At 64.1% G+C, this 20,565-nt stretch carries 20 protein-coding genes and 1 riboswitch; of the genes, 1 reads left to right on the forward strand and 19 read right to left on the reverse strand.

Annotation, left to right across the window (positions count from 1 at the left end; translation table 11 throughout):
* Window positions 1-114 precede the first annotated feature (114 nt).
* From WC704_RS08605 to WC704_RS08670, 14 genes are all read right to left on the reverse strand, one after another.
* On the reverse strand, window positions 115-1,038 hold the full coding sequence (locus tag WC704_RS08605; RefSeq protein WP_372889497.1) for a hemolysin family protein: 924 nt from the start codon (window positions 1,036-1,038) through the stop codon (window positions 115-117).
* Between the two features lie 9 nt (window positions 1,039-1,047).
* On the reverse strand, window positions 1,048-1,572 hold the full coding sequence (ybeY, locus tag WC704_RS08610; protein ID WP_372889498.1) for an rRNA maturation RNase YbeY: 525 nt from the start codon (window positions 1,570-1,572) through the stop codon (window positions 1,048-1,050).
* A complete protein-coding gene (locus WC704_RS08615) occupies window positions 1,572-1,790 on the reverse strand; it encodes a PIN domain-containing protein (RefSeq protein ID WP_372889499.1) in 219 nt (72 codons plus the stop codon). Before WC704_RS08615 ends, ybeY begins: the two co-directional genes overlap by 1 nt.
* A 136-nt stretch (window positions 1,791-1,926) precedes the next feature.
* On the reverse strand, window positions 1,927-2,187 hold the full coding sequence (locus WC704_RS08620) for a type II toxin-antitoxin system VapB family antitoxin (protein ID WP_372889500.1): 261 nt from the start codon (window positions 2,185-2,187) through the stop codon (window positions 1,927-1,929).
* A gap of 46 nt (window positions 2,188-2,233) precedes the next feature.
* Complete coding sequence (locus WC704_RS08625) at window positions 2,234-3,238, reverse strand: PhoH family protein (RefSeq protein ID WP_372889501.1); 1,005 nt, start codon at window positions 3,236-3,238, stop codon at window positions 2,234-2,236.
* A gap of 88 nt (window positions 3,239-3,326) precedes the next feature.
* The gene (locus WC704_RS08630; RefSeq protein ID WP_372889502.1) at window positions 3,327-3,473 is read right to left on the reverse strand and encodes a hypothetical protein; all 147 of its coding nucleotides are present in this window, start codon (window positions 3,471-3,473) and stop codon (window positions 3,327-3,329) included.
* A 76-nt stretch (window positions 3,474-3,549) separates the two neighbouring features.
* Window positions 3,550-4,857, reverse strand: a complete 1,308-nt coding sequence (miaB, locus tag WC704_RS08635) for a tRNA (N6-isopentenyl adenosine(37)-C2)-methylthiotransferase MiaB (protein ID WP_372889503.1) — start codon at window positions 4,855-4,857, stop codon at window positions 3,550-3,552.
* 39 nt (window positions 4,858-4,896) lie between these two features.
* On the reverse strand, window positions 4,897-5,727 hold the full coding sequence (locus WC704_RS08640; protein ID WP_372889504.1) for a lysophospholipid acyltransferase family protein: 831 nt from the start codon (window positions 5,725-5,727) through the stop codon (window positions 4,897-4,899).
* Window positions 5,728-5,731: 4 nt separating this feature from the next.
* The gene (locus tag WC704_RS08645) at window positions 5,732-6,154 is read right to left on the reverse strand and encodes a Fur family transcriptional regulator (RefSeq protein ID WP_010407487.1); all 423 of its coding nucleotides are present in this window, start codon (window positions 6,152-6,154) and stop codon (window positions 5,732-5,734) included.
* Window positions 6,155-6,254: 100 nt separating this feature from the next.
* Window positions 6,255-6,665 (reverse strand): MucR family transcriptional regulator, encoded by a 411-nt coding sequence (locus WC704_RS08650; protein ID WP_372889556.1) that lies wholly within the window; start codon window positions 6,663-6,665, stop codon window positions 6,255-6,257.
* A gap of 117 nt (window positions 6,666-6,782) precedes the next feature.
* Complete coding sequence (locus WC704_RS08655) at window positions 6,783-7,256, reverse strand: GNAT family N-acetyltransferase (RefSeq protein WP_372889505.1); 474 nt, start codon at window positions 7,254-7,256, stop codon at window positions 6,783-6,785.
* On the reverse strand, window positions 7,253-7,882 hold the full coding sequence (gene tsaB / locus WC704_RS08660) for a tRNA (adenosine(37)-N6)-threonylcarbamoyltransferase complex dimerization subunit type 1 TsaB (RefSeq protein ID WP_372889506.1): 630 nt from the start codon (window positions 7,880-7,882) through the stop codon (window positions 7,253-7,255). The genes WC704_RS08655 and tsaB overlap by 4 nt, the downstream gene beginning before the upstream one ends.
* A 7-nt stretch (window positions 7,883-7,889) precedes the next feature.
* Entirely contained in the window at window positions 7,890-8,483 is a 594-nt protein-coding gene (locus WC704_RS08665; protein ID WP_372889507.1) for a malonic semialdehyde reductase, read from the reverse strand.
* A complete protein-coding gene (locus tag WC704_RS08670) occupies window positions 8,480-9,052 on the reverse strand; it encodes a NifU family protein (protein WP_372889557.1) in 573 nt (190 codons plus the stop codon). The genes WC704_RS08665 and WC704_RS08670 overlap by 4 nt, the downstream gene beginning before the upstream one ends.
* 162 nt (window positions 9,053-9,214) lie before the next feature.
* Between WC704_RS08670 and WC704_RS08675 the strand changes: the two genes are divergently transcribed.
* Entirely contained in the window at window positions 9,215-12,136 is a 2,922-nt protein-coding gene (locus WC704_RS08675; RefSeq protein WP_372889558.1) for a M16 family metallopeptidase, read from the forward strand.
* Window positions 12,137-12,169: 33 nt separating this feature from the next.
* Here WC704_RS08675 and WC704_RS08680 read toward each other — a convergent pair whose 3' ends face one another.
* From WC704_RS08680 to WC704_RS08700, 5 genes are all read right to left on the reverse strand, one after another.
* Window positions 12,170-12,964: an acyl-CoA thioesterase gene (locus tag WC704_RS08680; RefSeq protein WP_372889508.1), complete on the reverse strand. Its 795-nt coding sequence runs from the start codon at window positions 12,962-12,964 to the stop codon at window positions 12,170-12,172.
* Complete coding sequence (metE, locus tag WC704_RS08685; protein ID WP_372889509.1) at window positions 12,961-15,261, reverse strand: 5-methyltetrahydropteroyltriglutamate--homocysteine S-methyltransferase; 2,301 nt, start codon at window positions 15,259-15,261, stop codon at window positions 12,961-12,963. Before metE ends, WC704_RS08680 begins: the two co-directional genes overlap by 4 nt.
* 111 nt (window positions 15,262-15,372) lie before the next feature.
* Window positions 15,373-15,592: riboswitch (cobalamin riboswitch) on the reverse strand.
* Between the two features lie 62 nt (window positions 15,593-15,654).
* Complete coding sequence (locus tag WC704_RS08690; protein ID WP_372889510.1) at window positions 15,655-17,439, reverse strand: long-chain fatty acid--CoA ligase; 1,785 nt, start codon at window positions 17,437-17,439, stop codon at window positions 15,655-15,657.
* Window positions 17,440-17,489: 50 nt separating this feature from the next.
* Window positions 17,490-19,235 (reverse strand): gamma-glutamyltransferase, encoded by a 1,746-nt coding sequence (gene ggt / locus WC704_RS08695; RefSeq protein WP_372889511.1) that lies wholly within the window; start codon window positions 19,233-19,235, stop codon window positions 17,490-17,492.
* A 148-nt stretch (window positions 19,236-19,383) separates the two neighbouring features.
* A complete protein-coding gene (locus WC704_RS08700) occupies window positions 19,384-20,436 on the reverse strand; it encodes a quinone-dependent dihydroorotate dehydrogenase (RefSeq protein WP_372889512.1) in 1,053 nt (350 codons plus the stop codon).
* Window positions 20,437-20,565: the final 129 nt, after the last annotated feature.

A 20,565-nucleotide genomic window follows, 5' to 3' on the forward strand; every position in this document is an offset into this window, starting at 1 on the left:
CCTATGCGGCTTCTGGTTGGCTTGCGCACAGGATGGCATGGCGCGCATGATCGGAGAAATGGATTAATCCGCGTAGAGTGATCGGGTGGGTGACATTACGGGGTGGGGCAGCCCCTATGCGTTTTCCGCTTCCGCTTTGGGCGGATGCAGCCGCACGCCCAGCACGCGGCGGGTGTCGGCGGCGGTGATTTCCAGCGTCCAGCCGCTGTCATGCACCAGGCATTCGCCGACATGCGGCATGTGCCCGGCAAGCACCGCGGCGAGCCCGCCGATCGTATCGATATCGCCATCGACCTCGGCCAGGCGCGGGTCGATCGTCTCGCCGACATCCTCCAATTCAGCGCGGGCATCGGCCTCCCACGCGCCGCCGTCCAACGGAACGAGCAGCGAATGCGGTGCATCGTCATGCTCATCCTCGATGTCGCCGACGATCTCCTCGATCAGATCCTCGATCGTGACGAGGCCCTCGGTTCCGAAATACTCATCGAGCACGATCGCGAGATGCACGCGCTTCTGTCGCATGTCCGCCAGCAAATCGAGCGCACCGCGCGACATCGGCACATAGAGCGGTTCGCGGATCAGCGCGGCGATGCTCGCCGGATGCTCGGCCCCGGTGGCGAGGATCGCGAACACGTCCTTGATATGGACCATGCCGATGATCGTATCGAGCTTTTCGCGATAGACCGGCAGGCGGCTATGCCCGGCTTCGGCGAACAACCGCACGAGATCGGCGAAGCTGGTCTGCTCCTCGACCGCGACGATGTCCGCGCGCGGCACGCCGACATCGCCCGCATCACGCTCGCCGAAATGGAGCAGGTTGCGCACCATCGTGCGTTCGAGCGGGGAGAGGTCACCCTTGGCGTCAGGGGCGGGGTCCTCCTCATGCGCGTCGATCGCTTCCTCGAGCGTGGCGCGGAGCGAATCGTCGCCCGAATGACCCGAAATCCAGCTCCGGAAACTCCGCCAGATGCTGGTTTCGTTATGCGGGGCACCGCCGAGATGGCTGGCGGTGCCGGTCGTACTTTGGCCGTCGGGCATGGCGGTCGTTTAGTCCTCTTCGAGACAATAAGGGTTGGCGATCCCAAGGGCGGTGAGCGCGTCGACCTCGATCGCCTCCATCGCATCGCCCTCGCGATCGTCCAGATGATCGTACCCTAGCAAATGCAGCGTGCCATGCACGATCAAATGCGTGGCATGATCTTCGACGCTCACGCCTTTCTCACCCGCCTCGCGCACGCACGTCTCATAAGCGAGCACGATGTCGCCGAGCAGAATCTCGCCCCCCCAAGTGTCATTGGCGTCGCTATTCTGGTCGATCGTGTCGAGCAGATCGGCCTGCACCATCGGGAAGGACAGCACGTTGGTCGGCTTGTCCTTCTGGCGATACTGCGCGTTGAGCGTCTGCACCTCGGCATCGTCGGTCAGCCGGACCGAGATTTCGACCGTGGCGGTGACGGTGAGCAACGGCCCATGCGGCGTGCGCTCCATCGCCGCCGTGGCGGCACGGGTGGCGAGCGCCTCCCAATCTTGCTCGGGCCAGACGTCTTCGCGCGAAAGGGCGATTTCAAGCATCAGGCGAGATCGGTATGCGCAAAGTCATTGCCTTTGTACAAAAGGACGGCATCGTTCGCCTTGGCACAGGCATAAGCAAAACAGTCGCCCATGTTGAGGTTGGCGGGGTGGCCCGTTCCTTTGCCGTAGAGGTGATGTGCGTCAATGGCGATACGCGCCTCGATCTCCCCGATCGGCACCAGTTGAAATCCGAGGTCGTGCAGCAGCAGGTCAAGCAAATCGCGCGCGTGGCCTCCCATGCACCCGTCGCGCAGTATAGCCGATCGTAATGGCGATCGAGCGCCTGCTCAAGGTCCTCGCCATCGCTTTCACGCGTTGCCATTGCGACCAATGCGGAGGCATTGACGAAGATCGTCAATCTTCATCTTCGTCGTTGAGGCTGTCATAAAATGCCTTGTCGGCTTTCAATCCTGTGGGTTCACCCAAGGGGTGTTCGCGCCAAAAGCGCTCCAACACCTCACGCACCGGTGGCCGGATGGAGCGGTCCTGACCATCGCGCGCCAGCTCATGCGTCAAGGCCATCTTGACTGCGGCGGTCTTGCTCATTCCCCGACGCTGCGCCAGTTGCTCGGCCAAGGCATTGGCTTCGTGATCTTTGATGAACAGCGACGCCATTTAGACCTCCGGGGATATTCTTTTTTACCAAAAGATATCCCCACACTCAACTATCGACGCCCTCATACGCCTCGACGATGCGCCCCACGATCGGGTGGCGCACCACGTCGCCGCTGCCAAAGCGGCAGATCGACAGGCCTTCCACGCCCTCCAGCCGACCGACCGCGTCGTTCAGCCCTGACGCGTTCATCCCGCCGGGCAGATCGGTCTGCTTGGGGTCGCCGCAAATCACCATGCGGCTGTTCTCGCCAAAGCGGGTGAGGAACATCTTCATTTGCGCAGGCGTGGTGTTCTGCGCTTCGTCGAGGATGATGAAGGCATCGGCGAGCGTGCGCCCGCGCATGAAGGCGATCGGCGCGATTTCGATTTCACCGCTGGCGATGCGCCGTTCGACTTGCTCGGCGGGCAGGCAGTCGTTGAGCGCGTCGTAGAGCGGGCGGAGATAGGGATCGACCTTCTCCTTCATGTCGCCGGGCAGGAAGCCGAGTTTTTCGCCCGCCTCCACTGCCGGACGCGACAGGATCAGCCGTTGCACGCTGCCGGTGATGAGCTGCGCCACGGCTTGCGCGACCGCGATATAGGTCTTGCCGGTGCCCGCTGGCCCAAGCGCGAAGATGATGTCGTTGTTGAGCAATTGCCGCATGTAATGCGCCTGCGCGATGGTGCGCGGCACGATCGTCTTCTTGCGCGTGCGGATCATGATCTGCGGCACCGCGCCGCCACCGGCATCGGCCTGAATGATCCCGGCGAGCGTCGGTTCGCTCGACATGGCGATAACCGCGTCGATCAGGCCAGGATCGACCACTTCGCCGCGCACGATCCGGTTGTAGAGCCCGTGCAGCACATCCCGCGCCTGCGCCACCGCTTCGGCGCTGCCCTCCAGCCCGACCTTGTTGCCACGCGCGGTGATATAGACGCCGAGTTTGTTCTCCAGCGCGAGCAGATTCTGGTCGAACTCCCCGAACAGTTGCGCCATCAATTGCGGTCGGTCGAACACGAGTTCAGCGCGACTACGATCACCGGATTGCGCGGGTACAGGCTTGCGGCTCATGCGTTTCCTTTGCTCGGTTGGATGGGCAACACATCAGGAAGACAGTGCGAAGCCGCGGATCGCGCGGTCGATCGGGGGCAGCCAGATATCAGCGTCGCAGCCCAAGGCGTTCGAGCACGATGCGCGCGCCCGACAACAGGATCATGCCGACGCCCGCCGCGATATAGACCCATAAGGCCACCGGATTGCGCTTCCATTGCGGCGGAACGAGATCGGTTGGCGCGGGCTTCGACATGGCTTCTATTTGGGCTTTTTGTTGGGCGGTGTCGAGGGGCGTGTGCGGCTCCCCTCCCTTCCAGGGAGGGGAGAATTTAGGCTGTGCGCGTCCCCAGCATCGAATTTGCGCCCGCTTCGGCCAGCGTGACCTCGACCAGATCCCCGATCGCGGCATCGCTGACGAGATGGACCGATTGCAGCCACGGACTCTTGCCAATCAACTGGCCGGGCAATTTGCCGGGCCGCTCCAGCAGCACCTGGCAGGTGCGGCCAACGGTGGCGGCATTGAACGCCGCCTGATCGCGGTTGAGCGCGGCCTGTAGCCGTTGCAGGCGTTCGTCCATTACCCCTTCGGGGATCTGTTCCGCCATCGTCGCGGCGGGGGTGCCGGGGCGGGGGCTGTATTTGAAGCTGTATGCCTGGGCGTAACCGACCGCGTTGACCAGGCTCAGCGTATCCTCGAAATCGGCATCGGTCTCGCCGGGAAAGCCGACGATGAAATCGCCCGACAGCGCGATGTCGGGGCGGCGCGCGCGGACGCGCTCGAGGATGCGCAGATAGGAATCGCGGCTGTGGCTGCGGTTCATCGCCTGCAGCACGCGGTCGCTGCCCGATTGCACCGGCAAATGCAGGAACGGCATCAGCTTCTCGACGGCACCGTGCGCGTCGATCAGCCCCTGCGTCATGTCATTGGGGTGGCTGGTGGTATAGCGGATTCGCGCCAGCGCCGGGATGTCGGCCAGCGCCGCGATCAGGTCATGCAGGCCGCGTGTATCGTCGCTCCACGCATTGACGTTCTGCCCCAGCAGCGTGATCTCGCGCGCACCCGCATCGACCAGCGCCTTGGCCTCATCGACAATCTGGTCCCAGCCGCGCGAGACTTCGGCACCGCGCGTATAGGGCACCACGCAATAGGTGCAGAATTTGTCGCAACCTTCCTGCACCGTCAGGAAGGCGCTCGGCGGCACGCGGCGGCGCGCGGGTAAATGGCCGAACTTCATGTCGACCGGCATATCGGTATCGAGCGCGGATTCGCCGCGCGCCGCCCGCGCCACCAACTCGGGCAGATTGTGATAGGCTTGCGGCCCCACTACCACATCCACCTTGGCGCGGCGCACGATCTCGGCCCCTTCGGCCTGGGCAACACAACCGGCAACGGCGATCATCGGCGCGCGACCGATGTCGCGCAGCGCCTCCTTGCGCAGCCGCCCGATGTCCGAATAGACCTTCTCGGTCGCGCGTTCGCGAATGTGGCAGGTGTTGAGCACGACCAGATCGGCTTCGATCGGATCGACTTGGGTCAGGCCCTGCGCGGCCATCAATTCGGCCATGCGGTCGCCATCATAGACGTTCATCTGGCAGCCGAAGGACTTTACGGCATAGGTTTTGGGGGCGGGTTTCATGATGCGCGGGCTATAGGCGCGCCGCGCGAGCGTGACAAATTACGGTTGCGGGTGCCCGGTAAAGGGCCGCAGCGGGTGGCCGATCGTGCGGACCAGCGCTTCTTCGATGCGGCGGCGGCTTTCGGCGGCAATGGCTTTGCGCCCCGGAAAGTCGCGCGGGTGGAACGGCTCCAGGAACGTTACGGTCATCCGAAAGGTGCCAGCCCGGGCGAGCAGGCGCACCGCATTATCCTTGCCCGATTCAACACCGATCCAGGAGATTTCCTCGCTCGCCGCGCCATAATCGAGCAGCACCGGCTGCACGAGAATGCCGGGCGGCGGCGGCTCCAGCACCTTCAGCATCGGCGTCTTGAACGGGAAGAGCGAACGACCGTCGGTGGTCGTGCCCTCCGGGAAAACGGTGACCGACCAGGTCTCAGCCAGCGCATCGCGCAGGCGGTTGATTTGTTCGGCGACGCCCAGCCGGTCCTCGCGCTCGACAAACACCGTGCGGTTGAGCGTGGCGAGCCAACCGACCACCGGGGCATCGCGAATCTCGGCCTTGGCGACGAAGGCAGTGCCGCTCGCTCCGGCAATGGCGAGGATGTCGATCCAACTGACATGGTTGGAGATGTAGAAGACGTCGCGTTTCAGCGCGGCTCCTTTTACTTTGACGCGCGCGCCGCAAATTCGCGCGGCAGTGGCCAGAAAGAAACGCGGCCAGGGCGAGGAAATGTGCAGAATGCGCCACAAATAATGCGGCGGAATCGAGACAAGCAGGACAAACGCCAACAGCGCGGAGCGAGTGCATAGCCGCCACCAGCCGAGCCAGCCAAGCGGGGGCGGGTTGCCCGCCGCCGCAGCAGCGCGAGCCTCGGGGCGAATCGGCATCGCCTCAGGCCTTGCGGTCGAGCGCTACGCCGTAGAGTTCCATGCGATGATCGACCAGGCGGAAGCCTAATCGTTCCGCAATGGCCTTTTGTAGCTGTTCGAGTTCGGGATCGACGAATTCGATGACCTTGCCGGTTTCGACGTCGATCAGGTGATCGTGGTGCGCCTCGGGCGCCGGCTCGTAGCGCGAGCGACCGTCGCCAAAGTCGTGCCGGTCGAGAATGCCGGCTTCCTCGAACAGGCGAACGGTGCGGTACACCGTCGCGATGGAAATGCCAGGATCGATGGCGGAGGCGCGTTCATACACCTTTTCGACATCGGGGTGGTCGTCGGCATCGGACAATACGCGCGCAATCACGCGGCGCTGATCGGTGATGCGCAGACCCTTTTCCGCGCAGAGAGCTTCGAGATCGATATGACGCGCCATACGACGCGTTTAGGCGTTCCGTACTTGTTGCGAAAGGGGATAGTGATTCGCAACAACCGCTTGACCAGCCCCTCCCCGTGAAGGGAGGGGCTGAACAGGCTTAGCGAACGACCTTGCGGCGCTTGGTGCCGAGGCCGATTTTCTTCGCCAGGGTCCGGCGCTGCTCCGCATAATTTGGTGCAACCATCGGATAATCGGCAGGAAGATTCCACTTCGCGCGATATTGCTCGGGGCTCATTTGGTAATGCGTCATCAAGTGGCGCTTGAGCATTTTCAACTTCTTGCCGTCTTCCAGACAAACGATGAAGTCTGGCTTGATCGAGGAGCGGACCGAAACGGCAGGCTCCTGCTTCACGGTTTCGACCGGGATCGGACCGCCAAGGTTGCTTAACGCACCATGAACGTTAGCGATCAATACCGGCAGATCGGAGACGGCGACGCTGTTATTGCTGACATGGGCCGCAACAATATCCGCTGTTAGCGTGATCAAAGTCTCCTGAAGCTCGTTCATGATGTCCATAATAATCCTTTCAACCGAACTGGACGATTGTTACGCATCGTCAGGTTGATGCCTATTGCGCGTCATTCGCCTGTGCGCAAGTAGGTATTACGCCGCATGACAGTATTGTTAGGGAAGAGTCCTACGATAGGTCAGAGCATCAAAGGCTTGCCCGCCAGGTCCGCGATAGTAATGTCGGCGCTCTCCGACTTTTAAAAAACCTTCGCTACTATAAAGCTTTACGGCCTCATTGCCGTCTCGGACTTCCAGATGCAGCGAGCGCGCACCTTGCGACAAAGCGTCTGTAGCGACCGAGCGCAGCAACGCCGCAGCAACACCGCGCCGACGTAAATGCGGGGTTGTTGCCAACAGAAGTAGTTCCGCTTCGTCGAGCACACGGCGAGATAGCGCAAAGCCAGCCGGCTCCCTGCCAAGTTCGGCGATCGTCAACCACACACCAGGCATTGCCAGCAGCCCGAGAACTTGATTGTGCGTCCACGCCTCGCCGAAGCGCGCATCGAAAGCGGATTGCATGATGCGGTCGACAACCGCGAGATCGGCAACCGCGCCGCTGCGCAAATCGATGCCCAGCATCGTACTCATGCCGACATGGTCGCAATCATTTGCGGTTTTGCATCCGGTGGCCGCCCATAAATGGGCTTGGGTTCCAACGCGGCAAGGTGCGGCGGGAGGAGAATGGCGTCGGCGGCGTTGGGCAAGCGCTCCTGCACATCGAGCGTCGGCTCCAGCGCAAGCAGGAAGCGCACGCCGTTCCCGACCGCGACACGCCCGCCCAATGCCGCCAATGCCGCCTCGGGCCGTAGCGAGGCAAACGGGCCGGTCCCGGCGGATGGGGCGGTAAAGCCTTGCATGAAGACCTCGCCATGCCCGCCTTCCATTACGACCGCAAGATCGTCGGTTACCCCCGATGCAAAGGCGGCGGTGGCGAGCAGGGGTAACGAGGAATAGCCGCTCAGTGTGGCGCCCCAGCCGAGCGCCAGCCCGCGCGCCGCCGCGACGCCGACGCGGATGCCGGTAAAGCTGCCGGGACCGCAATCGACCAGGATGTGCGACGCGCGGCCTCCCTCCGGGAGCGCCGCGATCATTGGGATCAGCCGTTCAGCATGGCCGCGCCCGACGATTTCATGGGCTTGGGCGATGACGGTTCCGCCCTCCATCAGCGCGACCGAGCAAGCCGCAGTCGCGGTTTCGATGACCAGGGTACGCAAACCGATATCAGGCGATGCTGTTGAACTTTTCGAACGCCGGGCGGGGAAGGCGATCGAAGATCGTCGCAGCGTCGCCATGTCCCAGCGTTGAAATGAAGTTGGTGGAGACAGAGGGCGTGTCCGCGAAGAACGCGGCATCGACCTTGCCCGCATCAAAGCCTGACATCGGCCCGGTATCGAAACCGAGCGCACGCGCCGCGATGATGAAATAGGCGCCTTGTAAACTCGAGTTGCGGAAGGCCGAAGCGGCGCGCAATTCGGGATCGCCATCAAACCACGCCTTGGCGTCGACGTGCGGGAACAGTTCGGGCAGATGGGTGTGGAAATCACGGTCCATGCCGATGATAACCGTGACCGGGGCCTTCAGTACCTTGGGGGCATTTTGGGCCGAGCAACATTCCGCGAGCTTGGCCTTGGCCGCATCGCTGGTACACCACACGAAGCGCGCTGGAAGCTGATTGGCCGATGTCGGGCCCCACTTCATCAATTCCCAGATTTTATGCAGATCGTCTTCGGTGACCGGCGCATCGGTATAACCGTTATAAGACCGCGCGGTGCGGAAGATCTGGTCCAGCGTGGCATCGTTCAAAACGGTCATCATACGGCTCGCACTTCGGTGACTTCGGGAACGTAATAGCGCAGCAATTGCTCGATGCCGTTCTTCAGGGTCGCGCTCGATGAAGGGCAACCGGCGCACGCGCCCTGCATCGCCAGATAGACCTTGCCCTTGTCGAAACCGCGATAAACGATGTCGCCGCCATCATTGGCAACGGCCGGCCGAATGCGGGTTTCGATCAGATCCTTGATTTGCGCGACGATGTCGGCATCCTCGGGCGCATCGGCGAACGCGTTGTCAGCCGGGACGCTGATCCCGCCAGCGGTGCCGGGGCGGAACAGCGGCATGTCCGCGCTGAAATGGTCGAGCAGCAGGCCAAGCACGTCGGGCTTGAGGTTGCTCCAGTCACTACCGGGGGCCGCAGTGATCGAGATGAAATCGCGCCCGAAGAACACGCCGGTCACATCGCCAAGACCAAATAATGCTTCGGCCAGGGGAGAGGCTTCAGCTTCTTCGGGCGTGACGAAGTCGCGCGTACCCGCCTCCATCACCACGCGGTTGGGCAGGAATTTGAGCGTCGCCGGGTTGGGCGTTGTTTCGGTTTCGATCAGCATGATGGGCATGTGGCGCGCTGCTCGCACCGGCGCAAGGGTGGATATGGTGCCTATTTGGAAATCCACTGTCGCAAATTCGGCGATTATCCGGCGCGAGAACCGACCGCAAGCCGGACCAAGCGCCGCTGGCGGAGCCGGGGCCTGCGCGCTATCGTGCCTGCCATGATCGTCTATTCGCGTGCGACGCGCCTCGCCCTTCTCGCCTTTCTCACCATCGGTGCCGCTCCCCAGCACACGGTGCGCAGCGCCGAAAGCCACGCGGAGGCACAACAGGCGGCGAGCCCGTCCGCAACCGATGCTGGCGATGGCCGACCCGGCAATGCCATCGCCAGCCGCGCGGCGTGGCTTTACAAGGGCAGTGACATCACGCCCGATCCGGCGTGGCATTTCGGAACCTTGAAGAATGGTCTGCGCTACGCGGTGCGCAAGAACGGCGTCCCGCCCGGCCAGATTTCGGTGCGCGTGCGGATCGATGCGGGCTCGCTGTACGAAATGGATGGCGAGCGCGGCTTTGCCCATATGATCGAGCATCTCTCCTTCCGTGGCTCGGAATATGTGCCGGATGGCGAGGCCAAGCGGATCTGGCAGCGGATGGGAACGACCTTCGGTTCCGACACCAACGCGCAAACGACGCCGACGCAAACGGTTTACAAGCTCGATTTGCCCAGCGCGACCGATGCCGGGATCGATGAAAGCCTGCACATTCTGGCGGGCATGGTGTCAAAGCCCAATATCACGCCGCAAGCGCTCAATGCCGAACGTCCCGCCGTGCTCGCCGAACAGCGCGAGGCGCCGGGGCCGCAAGTGCGTGTGTTCGATGCGCTGAACGCGACCTTCTTCGCGGGGCAGCCGCTCGCCGATCGCTCGCCGATTGGCCATGTTGCCGAGCTTGAAGCCGCGACGGCGGAGACCGTGAAAGCGTTTCACGATCGCTGGTATCGGCCCGAGCGCGCGTTGGTGGTGATTGCGGGCGATTTCGATCCGGCCAAGCTTGAACTGATGGTCGCCAAGAATTTCGCCGACTGGAAGGGGGCGGGGCCGAACCCGCCCGACCCCGATTTCGGCGTGCCCGATCCCAAGCAGATCACGACCAAGGCTGTGGTCGAGCCCGGCATCCCGACGCGGATCGAAATGGCGATCGTGCGCCCGTGGCACTACAATGACGATACGGTGGTGTTCAACCAGAAGCGGCTTGCCGACAGCGTCGCGCTGGCGGTTATCAATCGTCGGCTGGAAACGCGCGCGCGCTCGGGCGGCAGCTTCATCGCGGCGGCGGTGCGGCTCGAAGATCCCTCGCGCTCGGCCAATGGCACCTTCGTGACGATCCTGCCGGTCGGATCGGCGTGGGAGCCCGCCTTGAAAGATGTACGCGCGGTCATCGCCGATGCGCAGGCGTCGCCGCCGACCAGGGCCGAAATCGAGCGCGAGCTTGCCGAACAGCGCATCGCCTTCAAGACGCTGGTCGATACCTATCGCGCCGAGGCTGGCAGCAAGGAAGCCGATGACATGGTTCAGGCGCTCGACATTCGCGAGACGACCACTGCGCCATCGACGATTCAGCGGGTGTTCCAGGATGCCGAAAAGAAAGGTTTCTTCGCACCGGACAAGATCCTCGCCTCGACCCGGCGTGTGTTCCAGGGCACCGCGACACGCGCGCTGATTTCGACCCCGGCTGCCGAGCCCGGCATCGAGACGAAGCTCGCCGCCGCGCTCAAGGTCGATGTCAAAGGACTGGCGGGCAAACGCATCACGCAGGCCAAGGTGTCGTTCGACAAATTGCCCAAGCTGGGGCTTCCGGCGACGATCGTGTCGCACACGACGATCAAAGAATTCGACATGCAGGAATATAATCTGTCGAACGGCGTGCGCGTGCTGATCTATCCGACGCCATCGGAGGACAGCCGCGTTTATGTGCGCGTGCGCTTCGGCGGCGGTTATAACGCGCTGCCGACCGATCGCGAGACGGCGGCGTGGGCGGCGGGCCTGGCGTTGACCGCAGGCGGGATCGGCAAGCTCAACCAGGGCGATCTCGACGCCTTGACGTCGGGCCGCCGGATCGGCCTCGATTTCGGGGTCGATGAGGATGCCTTTACCTACAATGCGATGACCTCGCCGAGCGATCTCAACGACCAGTTGCGGATCATGGCGGCGGCGCTGTCGGCTCCGGCGTGGGACCCGGCACCGGTGCTGCGCGCGGGCGCGGTGGCGATCTCGGGTTATCCCAGTTCGAGTTCGTCGCCCGACGGCGTGTTGTCGCGCGACCTCGAACGCTTGCTCCACGATGGCGATCCGCGCTGGGGCAACCCCAGCCTGGCGGCGATCACCGCGACCACGCCCGAATCGTTCCGCGCGCTGTGGGAACCCTTGCTCAAGACCGGGCCGATTGAAGTGATGGTGTTCGGCGACATCAAGGCCGATGTCGCAATCGCGGCGGTGCAGAAGACGCTGGGGGCATTGCCGCCGCGCACCGCATCCGCCGGCTCTGCGGTGCCGCCGGTACGTTTCCCCGCGCATAACCTGTCGCCAGTGGTGCGCACGCATGACGGGCCCGATAATCAGGCCGCAGCGGTCATCGCCTGGCCGACCGGCGGTGGCGTCGCCGGGGCGACCGAGGCACGGCGGCTGGATGTGCTGGCGGCGATCTTCAGCGACCGCTTGTTCGACCGGCTGCGTTCGCAAGCAGGGGCAAGCTATAGCCCGAACGTCTCCAGCTCCTGGCCAACCGGGATGCCGAGCGGCGGGCGCATCATGGCGATTGGCCAGGTTGCGCCGGAAAACATTCCGCTCTTCTTCAAGCTCTCGCGCGAAATTGCGGCTGAGCTGGTCGCCAAGCCTGTCGATGAGGATGAACTGAAGCGCACGATCGGGCCGATGCAGCAATCGATCATCCGCCAATCGACGGGCAACCAGTTCTGGATGAACCAGTTGGATGGCGCGACCTATGAACCGGCCCGCATCGCTGCGGCGATCCGCCTGTATTCGGATATTTCCAGCATAACCGCAGCGCAGTTGCAGGAAACAGCCACCAAATATCTGCGCCCAGATCGCGACTGGACGATGCAGGTGGTGCCCAAAGGCAAATAAGCGACGGCGGCGCGCGCCGGAGCGCGCCGTCGTTCAGCCGATCGCGAGCGGCCGCCCGTCGCGGTCGACCGCGACCATTACGAATTGCGCGGTGGCGGCGCGGCGGCGCTCGCCCGTCAGCAAATCCTCGGCCCATAATTCGACGCCGATTCGCACCGAGGATCGCCCCGTAGCGATGACGCGCGCGATCATTTCGGTCATTTCGCCCTCGCGTACCGGCGAGCGAAAATCGATCCGATCCGACGCCGCCATCACCATCACCGCGCGGGCGTGGCGCGTGGCGGCGATGAAGGCGGCCTTGCCCAGCATCCGCAGCGCATCCCCGCCGAACAGCGTGCCATAATGATTGGTCTGTGGCGGAAAGACGATGTCGGCCATGTGCAGTTCCGTGGCCGGTGGTTCCCGCGTTTCGCCAGGAAGCGAGGGGAGAGGCAGCCGCGTGCCCGGCCCTTTGACCGCGACCAGCGTGAAGTGTCCGCGCGTACACAGCCGCCGTTCGCCGCTGAGCAATGCCTCGGCCACCAGCGTGACCTCCACATCGAGCGCGCTGTTGCCGACGCGGACGATACGCCCGGTCGCCTCGATCAACTCGCCCTTCAGCGCGGGCGCGAGGAAATCGATCCGCTCGGAGGCGGCGGTGACGAACGGGGCCCGCCCGTGGCGCGCGGCGGCGAGGAACGCCACCTTGTCCATATGCGCCAGCGCCACGCCCCCGAACAACGTGCCATGATGATTGGTGTCGCCCGGCAGGATCATGTCGACCAACCGGACTACGCCGGTGGTGACGCCCCGTGCGGGGACGTCACTTGATAATGCGGTCGTGGTCATGCCGACTCGGGCACCTTGGCGCGCAGCGTGCGCGCGGCGGCGACCATCGCGGCGATCGCGGGTTTCACCTCGTCCCACTTGCGCGTCTTGAGCCCGCAATCGGGGTTTACCCAGAGTTGTTCGGGCCGCAGATGGTTTTGTGCAAGCCGCATCAGCGCCACCATTTCCTCCTCGGTCGGCACACGGGGGGCGTGAATGTCATACACGCCCGGCCCGATCGCACTTGGATACCGATAGCGCGCAAAGCCCTCCAGCAACTCCATTTGCGATCGCGCGGTCTCGATCGAGATGACGTCGGTGTCCATCGCCCCGATCGCGGGCAGAATGTCGTTGAACTCCGAATAGCACATATGCGTGTGGATCTGCGTCGCATCGCCCACCCCGGCGGCGGACAGGCGGAAACACTCCACCGCCCAGTCGAGATAGGCCTGCCAGTCGCGGCGGCGCAGCGGCAGGCCTTCGCGCAGCGCGGCTTCGTCGATCTGGATCGCCCGGCAACCGGCGGCTTCGAGGTCGAGCACCTCGTCCCGGATTGCGAGTGCGATCTGGCGGCACGATGCTTCGCGCGGCTGGTCGTCACGGACGAAGGACCAGTTGAGAATCGTCACCGGGCCGGTCAGCATCCCCTTCATCGGCTTGTCGGTTAGCGATTGCGCATAGCGCCACCAGGCGACCGTCATCGGCGCGGGCCGCGACACATCGCCGAACAGGATGGGCGGGCGCACGCAGCGCGACCCATAGGATTGCACCCAGCCGCTGACGGTGAAGGCGAAGCCCGACAGTTGCTCGCCGAAATATTGCACCATGTCGTTGCGTTCGAACTCGCCGTGAACAAGCATGTCGAGCCCGACTTCTTCCTGCCAGCGCACCGCGCGTTCGGTCTCCTCGCGCAGGAATTGGGTATAGGTGGCATCGTCGATCGTGCCGCGATTATGGTCGGCGCGGGCATGGCGGACCTCGGCGGTTTGCGGGAAGGACCCGATCGTCGTGGTTGGAAAGGCAGGCAAATCGAGCATCGCCGCCTGCGCGCGTTGCCGCGCGGGATAGGGCGACCGGCGTTCCCGGTCATCGGGGGTGATCGCCGCAATCCGGGCGGCGACCCCTGTGTCATGGACGCGCGGCGATACCTTACGGGCCGCAGCGGCGGCGGTCGACGCGGCCAATTCGGCGGCGACGGCTGCGCGGCCCTGATTGAGCGCGGTTTTGAGGATGTTCAGTTCCTCGATCTTCTGCGCCGCAAAGGCGAGCCACTGCGTCACTTCGCGATCGAGCTTGCGCTCCAGTGCGAGATCGACCGGGGTGTGCAGCAGCGAGCAAGACGGCGCGAGGATCAGGTCGCGTGCCGCCGCGATCGGTTCAAGCCGGTCGAGCAAGGCGGCAAGGTCGGCGCGCCAGACATTGCGACCGTCGATCACGCCGAGCGACAGCAGCGTTTGCTTGGGCACGGTGGCGAGCACCGCCTCGAGTTGCTGCGGCGCGCGCACCAGATCGATATGCAACCCGGCCACCGGCAAATTGGCAACGAGCCCGAGATTGTCGTCGAGCGCGCCGAAATAGGTCGCGAGCATCAGCTTGACGCCGCAGCGCGGCAGCTTGGCGTAAGCGCGGGTGACGGCGATGCGTTGTTGCTCGGTCAGGTCCTGCACGAAGATCGGTTCGTCGATCTGCACCCATTGCGCCCCGGCATGGGCGAGCTGCCCCAGGATCGCCGAGTAAAGGCCGAGCACTTCATCCAGAAAATCGAACGGATCGACATCGCGGCCCTTGGCAAGGCTGAGCCAGGTGATCGGCCCGAGCAGGACCGGGCGCGTTTCATAACCGAGCGCTCTGGCCTCGCGATATTCATCGACGATCTTGCTGGAAGCGAGCGAGAGCTGCTGGCCCGCGCTCAGTTCGGGCACCATATAGTGATAATTGGTGTCGAACCATTTGGTCATCTCGCACGCGGTCAGGCTGGCGTGGCGGCAGCCGGGCGCGTCGGCACCGGTAGTGCCGCGCGCCATCGCGAAATAGGTCGCGAGATCGGGTGCGCCGGCGCGCGCGCCATACCGTTCGGGCACCGCGCCCAGCATCATGCTGGTGTCGAGCACATGGTCGTAGAGCGAAAAATCGTTCGAGGGCAGCCAGTCCGTGCCCAGCGCGGATTGCCTTGCCCAAGCGGCGGCGCGCAGGCCGGTCGCCGTGGTGTTGAGGTCGGCTTCGGGCGTTGCGCCCGACCAGAAGTGTTCGAGCGCGAATTTGAGTTCCCGACGTGGCCCGATACGCGGGAAGCCGAGCGTTGCAACGGTGACGGTCATGGTCTTCATACCCCGATGAAGGGCGGAGCGACCGGTCACGCGCATCCATGATCGCGCGCCCGGACCAGCCGGTGCGCGACCCTGCAAGCGCCCTGACCGGCTTCCCCGCCGGAGGACGTTATCTGTCGGGGCAGGTCTCCTGGCTTGCGGGTCGTCACGTTGGCCTGGCCTTCCCGGGGGCGTCGCCGAACCCCAGTGACACTTCATGGCCTTCGCTCACCGCTTACAGTTGCGGGGGCAGCGCCGGCCTTGATCCCGCAGGATCGCACCGGCTTCCCGTCTTAGCCCCGACCGCGGATACGTTCGGGGAACCTCGACATGCTCTCTATCCGCGCATCACGCGGTGCCGTCAAGTATGATATAAAGATTTCTTTATATTGTTATATGTGTGTTTCAGGCCTTGTATAAACCCTCCAGCCGCGCGCCGTACACGGCCTTCAGCACATGTCGCCGGATTTTGAGCGAGGGCGTGAGCTGCTCGTTCTCGATCGCGAACGGTTCGTCTGCCAGCACGAACCGGCGGATACGTTCAGTCACCGAAAGATCGGCATTGACCCGTTCAACCGCGCGGCCAAGCGCGGTGCGATATTGGCTATTCTCGGCGAGGCGCTTGAAGTCGCACGCATCGCCCTCGCGCGCGCACCATTCCTGCGTCCACTCGGCGTCGGGCACGATCACCGCAACCATATAGGGGCGCCGGTCGCCGAAGATCATCGCTTGCGCGATTTCGGGCTGCAGCGTCAGCATTCCCTCGACCTTTTGCGGCGCGACATTCTCGCCTTTGTCGTTGACGATGATGTCCTTCTTGCGATCGGTAATCTGGATGCGGCCCTTGGCGTCGATCAGCCCGATGTCGCCGGTATGCAGCCAGCCATCCTTCAGCACGCGCGCCGTCTCGGCCTCGTTGCGCCAATAGCCCTTCATGACAAGCTCGCCGCGCACCAGGATTTCGCCATCGTCGGCGATGCGCACTTCGGTTTCTACCAAGGGTGGGCCGACCGTATCCATCTTGAGCCCGACCTTGGGGCGGTTGCACGAAATGACCGGTGCGGATTCGGTCTGGCCATAGCCTTGCAGCATGGTGATGCCGACCGCCTCAAAGAAGGTGCCGACTTCGGGCGTCAACGGCGCGCCGCCCGACACCAAAGCCTTGATTCGCCCGCCAAAGCGTTGCTGGATCTTCGGGCGCAGCGTCGCGCCGAGGAACAGGTCCATCGGCTTGTCGAGCAAACCCGCTTTGCCCGCCGCTTTCTTGGTGCCGAGCGCTTGTGCGCGGCCGAGCAGAAAACTGGAGAGCTTGCCCTGTTTCTCGACCGCCTTGGAAATACGTGTGCGCAGCACCTCGAACAGGCGCGGCACCACCACCATCAGCGTCGGGCGGACTTCCTCGATATTGGCGGCGAGCTTGTCGAGACCCTCGCTATAATAGATTTGCGCGCCAAGCCCGATCGGGAAATACTGCCCGCCGGTGTGCTCATAGGCGTGGGACAGCGGCAGGAACGACAGGAACACTTCGTCTTCCCAGCCGAAATCCTCCTCGATGATCGTGCAGCAGCCGTGGACGTTGTGCAGGATTGCGCCGTGATGCTGCATCACCCCGCGTGGCGAGCCGCCGGTGCCGCTGGTGTAGATGATGCAGGCGGTGTCCTCGCGTGTTGCGGTCGCGGCGATGCTGGTCGGATCGGTGTCGTGATCGGCGAGCAGGCGATTCCACGGATGAAATTCGAGCGCTCCGGCCTGGTTCGCCCGCAAATCCTCGATGCAGATCACGATCTTGGCGGCGCTCGCGCGGATTGCCGCTGGCAGCAGCGTCTTGGCCAGCTTCGCAGTCGAGACGATCACCGCCTTCGCCCCCGAATTTTCGATGATGTGGGCGTGGTCGCGCTCGGTATTGGTGGTGTAGGTCGGCACGGTGATGCACCCCGCCGCCATGATCGCAAGATCGGCGATGCACCATTCCGGGCGGTTTTCCGACACCAGCATCACGCGGTCGCCGGGCTCAAGGCCAATCGCTTTCAGGCCAGCGGCAAGGCTCGCGACCTGACGCGCGGTTTCGGCCCAGCTCCGCGAGACCCATTGCCCGCCGCTCTTGTGCCACAGAAACGGGCCATCCCCTTTTTCTGCGGCGCGTGCGAGAAACATCGCGACGAGGTTGGGGAAGTGTTCGAGGGTACGCATCTTTCTCTCCCGGGGAGTAAGCGCGCCGCATTCGGCTGCGCGTTTGGGGGTTATTCGGGCGGGCGTGGCGCGGCACCGGCGCGGATGATCTGTGTGGTCTGGCCGTCCTCGCGCACCGCAACGCCTTCGCTGCGCGGATCGGCGGCACCGACCCATTGGCCATTCACGCGCTCGATCGCATTGGCCTTGAGGCCAAGCGGCGCGATCTGGACATGCTCGCCCAGCGCCTGCAGCGCGGGCACCATCGCATCGAGCTGCGTGCCCTTTTCGGCCACCGCGTCGAGCTTGGGGGCGTAGAGCAGACCCAGGCCGATCGCATCCTGCGCCGACATCTTCCAGTCGAGCACCGCCACGAGCGCCTTGGCGACTTGCGCGATGATGGTGGAGCCGCCCGCCGCGCCAATCGCGATCCGCACTTTTCCATTGGGGCCATAGACGATGGTCGGCGACATCGAGCTGCGCGGGCGCTTGCCGCCCTCGACGCGGTTGGCGACGAGATAGCCGTCCTTGGCGGGGACGAAATCGAAGTCGGTCAGCTCATTGTTGAGCATCACGCCCCCGACTGACAGGCCAGAGCCAAAATAGCTCTCGATCGTGGTGGTTACCTCCGCGACATTGCCGCGCCGGTCGACCGCGACCAGATCGCTGGTGCCGGGGATATCGGCATTGGGGGCGGGCGTGCGTGGCGGTGCGCCCGGCGGCGTGCCGGGAGCGACACTCGTCATGCTGTGGTCGGGGGAAATCAACGCCGAGCGGGCGGCGATATAGCCGGGATCGAGCAGACCCTTGACCGGCACGCTCACATAATCCGGATCGCCGAGATACAAATCGCGATCGGCATAAGCGAGCCGTTCGGATTCGGCGAAGAGGTGCCACGCGACCGGGCTGTCCTTGCCCAGCGCCGCCATATCGAAGCGCTCGAGCTGTTTCAGGATCATTAGCACCGCGATTCCCCCGGCCGAGGGTGGCCCCATGCCGCAAATCCTGTACGCGCGGTACGTCCCGCAGATCGGCGCGCGTTCCTTGGCGCGATACTTGGCGAGGTCGGCGAGCGTCATCTTGGACGGGTTCTGCGCGGCCCCGTTGACCGCCGCGACGATCTTCTGCGCCACCGCCCCGGTATAAAAGGCGTCGGGCCCTTTGGTCGCGATGGCGCTGAACAACGTGGCCTGTTCGGGGCTTTTCAGGATGGTGCCGACAGGGAATGCCTTGCCGTCGCCATCAAGGAAGTGGCTGCGCGCCCAGGGATCGAGATGGCGACCGAAATTGTTGAGCCCGTTGTGCAGGCGCGGGGTGATCGCAAAGCCATCGCGCGCCAGCCGAATCGCCGGCGCGAACAAGGTTGCCCAAGGCAGCTTGCCGTAACGTTGATGCGCCAGCGCCATCATCCGCAAATTGCCGGGCACGCCGGCACTGCGACCGCCGGGGATGGCGCTAAAGATCGGCAGCGGCTTGCCGTCGGCACCATAGAACCAGCGTGGGTCGGCGGCGGCGGGTGCAGCCTCGCGTCCGTCGAAACCGGTGGTGCGGTTGGTCGCGGCATCGTGATGCACCAGGAAGCTGCCGCCGCCGATACCGCTATTTTGCGGCTCGACCACGTTGAGCACCAGCATGGTCGCGATCGCGGCATCGGTGGCGCTGCCGCCCTTGCGCAAGATCTCCGCCCCAGCGGCGGCGGCACGCGGATCGGCGGCGCTGACCATGCCAAGGTCGGTGGCGGGTTTCGGGACGGGGCGGCGTGCCTCGGCGGCGGGCGTGAGCAACAGGAGGGCGAGGGCGGCGAGCGATCTGTTCATGCAGCGACCGTAGCGCGCTATGCCGTACAGGCAAGCCGTCGCCCGCGCGGCGGCATCCTTCCGTCTTCTCTTTGTGTCTTCGTGCGGGGAAATTTTCTCGCACGAAGACACAAAGCCACAAAGAAGCAATCAGGAGCCGCGCTTCGCGTTACGGCGCCCGCGTTCCAACCGCCTCGGCGATGTTCGCGAAGCCGTCGCGTTTCAGGTTGCTGGCGAGACCGCGCACAATGCGGCGGGCAAGGCCAGGCCCCTGATAGACCAGCGCGGTGTAGAGTTGGATTAAGCTCGCCCCGGCGCGGATGCGGGCATAGGCTTCGTCCGCGCTGTCGATACCGCCAACCGAGATGAGCGGGATGGCACCGCCCGCTGCCGCCCGGAAATCGGCAAGACGTTGGCGCGCCAGCGGCGCGAGCGGAGCGCCCGACAGTCCGCCGCTTTCGCCCGCGTGCGCGGAGTGTAGCGGCGGGCGGGAGATGGTGGTGTTGCTGACGATCAGCGCATCGATATGATGCGTCGCCGCCGCAAGCGCGATGGCATCGATCGCGGTCGGTTCAAGGTCGGGTGCGACCTTCAGGAACAGGCGCGGCCGCGTGATCGGCCCGCGACGCGCCTCGTCCGCTGCGGCAAGCAAGTCGGTCAGTTCGGAGCCATGCTGCAAATCGCGCAAGCCCGGTGTGTTGGGCGAACTGATGTTGACGGTGACATAGTCCGCCACCTGCGCCGCTGCGGCGACGCCATGCGCATAATCTGCGATACGATCGGGCGCATCCTTGTTCGCACCGACATTGATGCCGAGCACGCCGCGCCGCTTGGCGGCGATCGCACGGGGCAAAGCGGCGGAGATGCCGCCATTGTTGAAGCCCATGCGGTTGATGACGGCGCGATCCTCGACCAACCGGAACAAGCGCGGTTGCGGGTTGCCGACCTGGGGCAGGGGGGTGAGCGTACCGATCTCGACACTGCCAAAGCCAAGCCCGAAAAACCCGTCAATCGCGCGCCCGTCTTTGTCCACGCCTGCGGCAAGCCCGACCGGATTGGCAAAATCCAGCCCTGCGACGCGGGTGCGCAGGCTGGCGGGGGAGGATCGCATCGAAAATGGAGCGATTCCGCCAGGGGAAAGCCCCAGAATGGTGAGGGTAAGGGTATGCGCGCGCTCCGGGTCGAGCGCGAACAAGGCGGGGCGGAAGAGCGAAAACAGCATCCTTAGCGTGATGGCATTGGCGGGCCCTCAGGTCAAAATGTGCTATATCAGTCCCGATATATCAGAATGATGCTAAACGGCGTATTTATACAATACCGTCACGTTAGATTCTGCCAATAGTGTTTTGCG

It is taken from the genome of Sphingomonas sp. (assembly GCF_041661885.1).
Classification (GTDB): Bacteria; Pseudomonadota; Alphaproteobacteria; order Sphingomonadales; family Sphingomonadaceae; genus Sphingomonas.

Excerpts from the sequence above, each read along its gene's own strand:
- WC704_RS08605 (WP_372889497.1), bottom strand. The coding sequence starts at position 1,038 with ATGCCCGACGGCCAAAGTACGACCGGCACCGCCAGCCATCTCGGCGGT.
- WC704_RS08650 (WP_372889556.1), bottom strand. The coding sequence starts at position 6,665 with ATGAACGAGCTTCAGGAGACTTTGATCACGCTAACAGCGGATATTGTT.
- WC704_RS08620 (WP_372889500.1), bottom strand. The coding sequence starts at position 2,187 with ATGGCGTCGCTGTTCATCAAAGATCACGAAGCCAATGCCTTGGCCGAG.
- WC704_RS08630 (WP_372889502.1), bottom strand. The coding sequence starts at position 3,473 with ATGTCGAAGCCCGCGCCAACCGATCTCGTTCCGCCGCAATGGAAGCGC.
- WC704_RS08625 (WP_372889501.1), bottom strand. The coding sequence starts at position 3,238 with ATGAGCCGCAAGCCTGTACCCGCGCAATCCGGTGATCGTAGTCGCGCT.
- WC704_RS08640 (WP_372889504.1), bottom strand. The coding sequence starts at position 5,727 with ATGCCGATTCGCCCCGAGGCTCGCGCTGCTGCGGCGGCGGGCAACCCG.
- WC704_RS08690 (WP_372889510.1), bottom strand. The coding sequence starts at position 17,439 with ATGCGTACCCTCGAACACTTCCCCAACCTCGTCGCGATGTTTCTCGCA.
- WC704_RS08655 (WP_372889505.1), bottom strand. The coding sequence starts at position 7,256 with ATGAGTACGATGCTGGGCATCGATTTGCGCAGCGGCGCGGTTGCCGAT.
- WC704_RS08665 (WP_372889507.1), bottom strand. The coding sequence starts at position 8,483 with ATGATGACCGTTTTGAACGATGCCACGCTGGACCAGATCTTCCGCACC.
- WC704_RS08680 (WP_372889508.1), bottom strand. The coding sequence starts at position 12,964 with ATGACCACGACCGCATTATCAAGTGACGTCCCCGCACGGGGCGTCACC.
- WC704_RS08645 (WP_010407487.1), bottom strand. The coding sequence starts at position 6,154 with ATGGCGCGTCATATCGATCTCGAAGCTCTCTGCGCGGAAAAGGGTCTG.
- WC704_RS08670 (WP_372889557.1), bottom strand. The coding sequence starts at position 9,052 with ATGCTGATCGAAACCGAAACAACGCCCAACCCGGCGACGCTCAAATTC.
- WC704_RS08675 (WP_372889558.1), top strand. The coding sequence starts at position 9,215 with ATGATCGTCTATTCGCGTGCGACGCGCCTCGCCCTTCTCGCCTTTCTC.
- WC704_RS08700 (WP_372889512.1), bottom strand. The coding sequence starts at position 20,436 with ATGCTGTTTTCGCTCTTCCGCCCCGCCTTGTTCGCGCTCGACCCGGAG.
- miaB (WP_372889503.1), bottom strand. The coding sequence starts at position 4,857 with ATGAAACCCGCCCCCAAAACCTATGCCGTAAAGTCCTTCGGCTGCCAG.
- ggt (WP_372889511.1), bottom strand. The coding sequence starts at position 19,235 with ATGAACAGATCGCTCGCCGCCCTCGCCCTCCTGTTGCTCACGCCCGCC.
- ybeY (WP_372889498.1), bottom strand. The coding sequence starts at position 1,572 with ATGCTTGAAATCGCCCTTTCGCGCGAAGACGTCTGGCCCGAGCAAGAT.
- metE (WP_372889509.1), bottom strand. The coding sequence starts at position 15,261 with ATGACCGTCACCGTTGCAACGCTCGGCTTCCCGCGTATCGGGCCACGT.